We start from the raw sequence: 5,322 nt of genomic DNA, 5'->3' as shown, positions 1-5,322 counted from the left end.
GCGGCCCCGCCGGACGCCCCTCCACCCCGACCGATTCACGGAAACGGATCTCCTCATGGCTCAACTCCTCTACCGATTGGGAAGGTTCGCCTTTCGACGGCGACGCCTGGTGGCTCTGTTCTGGGTGGTGCTGCTGGGCGCGGCCGGTACCGGCGCGGCCCTCACCCCCGGCTCCACCTCCTCCTCCATCACCATGCCGGGCACCGAGGCCCAGGAGGCGTTCGACCTGCTGGAGGAACGGTTCCCCGGCATGTCCGCCGACGGTGCCACGGCACGGGTGGTCATCAAGGTGCCCGACGGTGAGCGTGTGGACGATCCCGCCAACGCGGTGGTCGTGACCGACGTGGTCACCGAACTGGCCGCCGGATCCGAGCGGGTGGCCGCGGTGGCCAACCCCTTCGAGACGGGGGCGATCGGTCCCAACGGCGACATCGCCTACATACAGGTGAACTACACGGTCAAGGGCATCGAACTGGAGGACACCGACCGCGAGGCCCTGCTGGCCGCGGCCGACCTCGGCCGGGAGGCCGGGCTGACCGTCGAGGTCGGCGGTGACGCGCTGTTCCAGGAGATCGGCGGCTTCACCGCCGAGATCATCGGTGTGATGCTCGCCGCGATGGTCCTGGTCATCACCCTCGGTTCGCTGATCGCCGCCGGACTGCCGCTGTTGACCGCCCTGATCGGGGTCGGGATCGCGGTCTCGGTGATCACCGTCCTCGCCACACCGCTGGAGTTCGACAGCACCACCCCGGTGCTGGCCGTGATGCTGGGCCTCGCGGTGGGCATCGACTACGCGCTGTTCATCGTCTCGCGCTACCGCGCCGAACTGGCCGGCACACCCGATCGCGAGGAGGCGGCCGGCCGGGCGGTGGGCACGGCGGGCTCGGCGGTGGTCTTCGCCGGCCTGACCGTCGTCATCGCGCTCGCCGGCCTCGTGGTGGTCAACATCCCGTTGCTGACCAAGATGGGTCTGGCCGCCGCCGGCGCGGTGATCGTGGCGGTGCTGATCGCCGTCACCATGGCACCCGCGCTGTTCGGCTTCGCGGGCGCACGGGTACTGCCCCGCCGTGAGCGCCTCGCGGGCCGTGCCGGGGTCTCGGCCGGGGACACGGGGTCGGCCCCCACCGAGCCGTCCTCCGGGCCCCCCGGCGCCGTGGCGAAGCCGAACCACGGCACCCGTTGGGCCCACCTGGTGCTGCGCCGGCCGGTACTCGTCCTGATCACCGCCGTGGTGGGCCTGGGCGTGCTGGCGGTGCCGGCCGCGAGCCTGGAACTGGGCATGCCCGACGAGGGTTCGCACTCGCCGGAGAGCACCCAGCGCAAGGCGTACGATCTGCTCGCCGAGGGCTTCGGTCCGGGTTTCAACGGTCCCCTGATGGTGGTGGTGGACACCGGTGACAGTGCCGACCCGCAGGGCGAGGCGGACGCCGTGTTCGCCACGGTGTCCGGCACCGAGGGCGTGGTGGCCGCCGTGCCGCCGATGTTCAACGAGGCCGGCGACACCGCGATGATGACCGTCATACCGGCCTTCCGTCCCAGCAGCACCGAGACCGAGGACCTGGTCACCGCCATCCGCACGCAGACCGGTGACCACGTGCTGGTCACCGGCCTGACCGCGATGGGCATCGACATGTCGCGGAAGCTGAGCGACGCCATGGTGCCCTACCTGGCCCTGGTGGTGGGCCTGGCCTTCCTGCTGCTGGTGCTGGTCTTCCGTTCCCTGCTGGTGCCGCTGAAGGCCGCCGCCGGCTTCCTGCTCTCCGTGCTGGCCGCGCTGGGCGCCGTGGTCGCGGTCTTCCAGTGGGGGTGGGGCGCCGAACTGCTCGGCGTGGAGGTCACCGGGCCGATCATGAGCATGATGCCGATCTTCCTCATCGGGGTGGTCTTCGGCCTGGCGATGGACTACGAGGTCTTCCTCGTCACCCGGATGCGGGAGGCGTACGTGCACGGCGAGTCCCCGCGCGAGGCCGTGGTCACCGGCTTCCGCTACGGCGCGCGGGTGGTCACCGCCGCCGCCGTCATCATGATCTCCGTCTTCGCCGGCTTCATCGGTTCCTCCGAGGCCATGATCAAGACGATCGGCTTCGGCCTGGCGGTGGCGGTCCTCCTGGACGCCTTCGTGGTCCGGATGGCGATCGTGCCCGCCGTGCTGGCACTGATCGGCCGGTCCGCCTGGTGGCTGCCGGCGTGGTTGGACCGGATCCTGCCCAACGTCGACGTCGAGGGCGAGAGGCTGAACCGCCCCGCGCCGGCGCCCGGGGCCGCCGGAGGGGAGTCGGCCCCCGGCTCCACCGAGCCGGCCGAGCCGGAGGAGTCGACCGGGGAACCCGCCAGGGTCTGACCGGCGCCCCCTCCCGGGCCGAAACCGTCCCCGGGGGCCGATGTTTCGTTCGTGATGCGGGGGTACCCGTGAACGGACGGTCACACAGGCGATCCGAGAGGCGGAAAACGACCATGGCAACCCCGGACCGCTCCACGAGGACCCGTCGGGCACCGGTGAGTCTCGCCGCCCTGTTGGTGGGCGTGGTGTTCCTCATCATCGGTGTCCTGGGCTTCGTCCCCGGCATCACCACGGACTTCGAGGACATCGAGTTCGCCGGGCACCACTCCGAGGCGATGCTGTTCGGCATCTTCCAGGTGTCCATCCTGCACAACCTGGTACACCTCGCCTTCGGTGTCGCGGGGTTGATCATGGCCCGCACCGTGCCGCTCTCCCGGCTGTACCTGATCGGCGGAGGGCTGATCTACGCCGTGCTGTGGATCTACGGCATGCTCATCGACCACGACAGCGCCGCCAACTTCGTGCCGCTCAACACCGCCGTGGACTGGCTCCACTTCGGTCTGGCCCTGGGGATGATCTCGCTGGGTGTCTTCATGCCGCGCCGCATCCCCCAGCCCTACTGACCCGGGTCCCCGTGGCCCGGCAGGGGATCGGCGAGCCGGGATCGGGGCGGTCACGAACCGGGGCGACGGACTCTCAGAGCACCAGTGTCCAGAGCCACACCAGGGCGGCACCGGCCACGCCGAGGAGGACGAGCGTCATCATCAACAGGACCCCGATGGCGATCGCCCACTCGGTACGGCCGATGGGCCGCCCCGTTCGCCTGCTGACCCTCTGCGGACGGCGACGGTTGAGTTCGGGGTGGGCGTCCAGGGCCGCCACGGCCACCGCGGCGGCCCAGTGCGCCTGGTCCGGTGAGGAGCCCTTGGGCAGGTAGGGCGCGAGGTGCTGCTCCACCCGCGCCGGTCTGGGATCCTCCTGCTCGATGAGGGCCCGGGCGCGCAGGGCGATGTCCTCACGGCTCGGTCGTGGCGTCCTGCGCTCGCTCGTCAAGGGCCCGCCCCTCCAATCGGGTTCGCGGTCTTCCCGGGCCCGCCGTCCCACCACCGCGCGGACGGAGCCGGTCACGTCATGCTGCCACAACGGGCGGGGGCGGGGGCCGGCGCGATCGGGCACCGGGCCGCCGCGGGGCCGTGTCCGTCGCGGGGTCGCACCCGGCCCCGCGCAGCCATCGCCCCGGCGGCATCCCGAGCACCCGACGGACGCCCCGGGTGTCCCGGCCCCCGCCTCCCTCGGCGGCGCACCGGGACACCCCGCTCGGGGCCCGGGGACCCGGTCAGTCCTCGGCGGGCACCTCGATGCGCGGGAAGAGCGCGCCGGCCTTGCTCACCGGGGTGCCGGTGAGGTCCTCCAGCCAACGGTCGGCGCCCGGCACCTTCACCGGGTCGCTGCCCAGCGCCTCCAACACGGCGGCGGCCGGCCGGGGCAGGAACGGCTGGAGCAGACGGCCGATCTGCCGCACCGCGCCCGCGAGGTGGTGCAGGGTCGTGTCCAGGGCGGCGTTCGAGGCGTCGTCACCCGCCTTGGCAAGGTGCCAGGGGGCGCGCTCGTCCACGTAGGCGTTGGTGCGCCGCACCAGGTCCCACACCTTCGCCAGCGCCTCGCGGTGGTCGTAGCCCGCCATCGCCGCGTGCAGGCCGCGGTCGCTCTCCAGCAACTGCGCGACCAGCTCCTCCTCGGGACCCTCCACCGGGCCGGGAGCCGGCACGGCACCGTTCCGGTACCGGACGATCATGCTGGTGACCCGGCTGAGGAGGTTGCCCAGGCCGTTGGCGAGGTCGGTGTTGTAGCGCTGGACCAGCCGCTCCTCGCTGAAGTCCGCGTCACCGAACGGGGAGACGTCGGCGAGCAGGAAGTAACGGACGGCGTCGGTGCCGAAGCGGTCGATCAGGTCGGTCGGGTCCACCACGTTGCCCAGCGACTTGCTGAGCTTCTGGCCGGAGGCCGTGATGTAGCCGTGGACGACGATCTCGGTGGGCAGCGGCAGACCGGCGGAGAGCAGCATCGCGGGCCAGTAGACGGCGTGGAAGCGGGTGACGCCCTTGCCGACGACGTGGACCCGGTGCTCGGCGTTCTCCCAGAAGCGCTCGTAGTGCTCGTCGCCCCTGGTCCAGCCGAGGGCGTTGATGTAGTTGGTGAGCGCGTCGATCCAGACGTACATCACCTGCTCGGGGTCCTCGGGCACCCGGATGCCCCAGCCCCGGGCCCGCTCCATGGAGCGGGAGATGCTGATGTCGGCGAGGCCGGCCCGGACGAAGCTGGTGACCTCGTTGAGGCGGGTCTCGGGAACGATGCGCAGCTCGCCGGACTCCAGCAGTTCCAGCAGGCGGTCCTGGTAGCGGGAGAGGCGGAAGAAGTGGTTGCGCTCGGAGATCTTCTCGGGCTCGACCAGGTGCTCGGGACACCTGCCGTCCACCAGCTCGGCGGGGGCGTAGAACTGCTCGCAGCCCACGCAGTACAGGCCCTCGTAGTCCTTGGTGTAGAGGTCGCCGGAGGCGGCGATCCGGCGCCAGATCTCGGCCGCGCCCTCGAGGTGGTCGGCGTCGACGCTGGTGCGGATGAAGCGAGTCAGGCCGATCTCGAGGTCGCCGACCATTTTCTCGAAGAAGACGACATTGCGGTCGACCAGCTCACGGGCCGAAATTCCCTCCTTGTCCGCCGCCAGCACATTCTTCAGGCTGTTCTCGTCCGACCCGCTGAGGAAGTACACGTCCCGACCCGCCATGGCGGCGTACCGCGCGAACGCATCGCTCTGCACGAACTCCAGGGCGTGACCGACATGGGGCCTGGCGTTGACGTACGGGATGGTGGTGGAGATGAACGATGCAGCAGCCATGGTGGTGGAGGTTCCCAGCTTCGGATGGTGAGCGACGACAGGACGCCACCAGGGTAGCGCCCGGCCGGCCCCGCCCGCGCCGGATATCCGCCCGGCGAACGAGGGCCTCCGCTTCGCCGGGACCGGCCCCCGGGGAGGCTGGGGG

The 5,322-nt window shown here is 71.2% G+C and carries 4 protein-coding genes; 2 read left to right on the top strand and 2 right to left on the bottom strand.

What is annotated here, in order from left to right; all coding sequences use genetic code 11:
• Positions 1 to 55: 55 nt before the first annotated feature.
• Complete coding sequence (locus tag FNQ90_RS11620; protein ID WP_182606302.1) at positions 56 to 2,341, top strand: MMPL family transporter; 2,286 nt, start codon at positions 56 to 58, stop codon at positions 2,339 to 2,341.
• A gap of 113 nt (positions 2,342 to 2,454) precedes the next feature.
• On the top strand, positions 2,455 to 2,904 hold the full coding sequence (locus tag FNQ90_RS11615) for a DUF4383 domain-containing protein (RefSeq protein ID WP_182606301.1): 450 nt from the start codon (positions 2,455 to 2,457) through the stop codon (positions 2,902 to 2,904).
• A gap of 73 nt (positions 2,905 to 2,977) precedes the next feature.
• Here FNQ90_RS11615 and FNQ90_RS11610 read toward each other — a convergent pair whose 3' ends face one another.
• Both FNQ90_RS11610 and FNQ90_RS11605 read right to left on the bottom strand, forming a co-directional pair.
• On the bottom strand, positions 2,978 to 3,334 hold the full coding sequence (locus FNQ90_RS11610; RefSeq protein WP_143618772.1) for a hypothetical protein: 357 nt from the start codon (positions 3,332 to 3,334) through the stop codon (positions 2,978 to 2,980).
• A gap of 283 nt (positions 3,335 to 3,617) precedes the next feature.
• The gene (locus FNQ90_RS11605; protein ID WP_182606303.1) at positions 3,618 to 5,264 is read right to left on the bottom strand and encodes a class I tRNA ligase family protein; all 1,647 of its coding nucleotides are present in this window, start codon (positions 5,262 to 5,264) and stop codon (positions 3,618 to 3,620) included.
• Positions 5,265 to 5,322: the final 58 nt, after the last annotated feature.

It is taken from the genome of Streptomyces alkaliphilus (assembly GCF_014141535.1).
In the GTDB taxonomy this organism is placed as follows: Bacteria; Actinomycetota; Actinomycetes; order Streptomycetales; family Streptomycetaceae; genus Streptomyces; species Streptomyces alkaliphilus.
The sequence above is the reverse complement of the archived record's forward strand: the minus strand, read 5'-3'. Positions and strand labels throughout refer to the sequence as shown.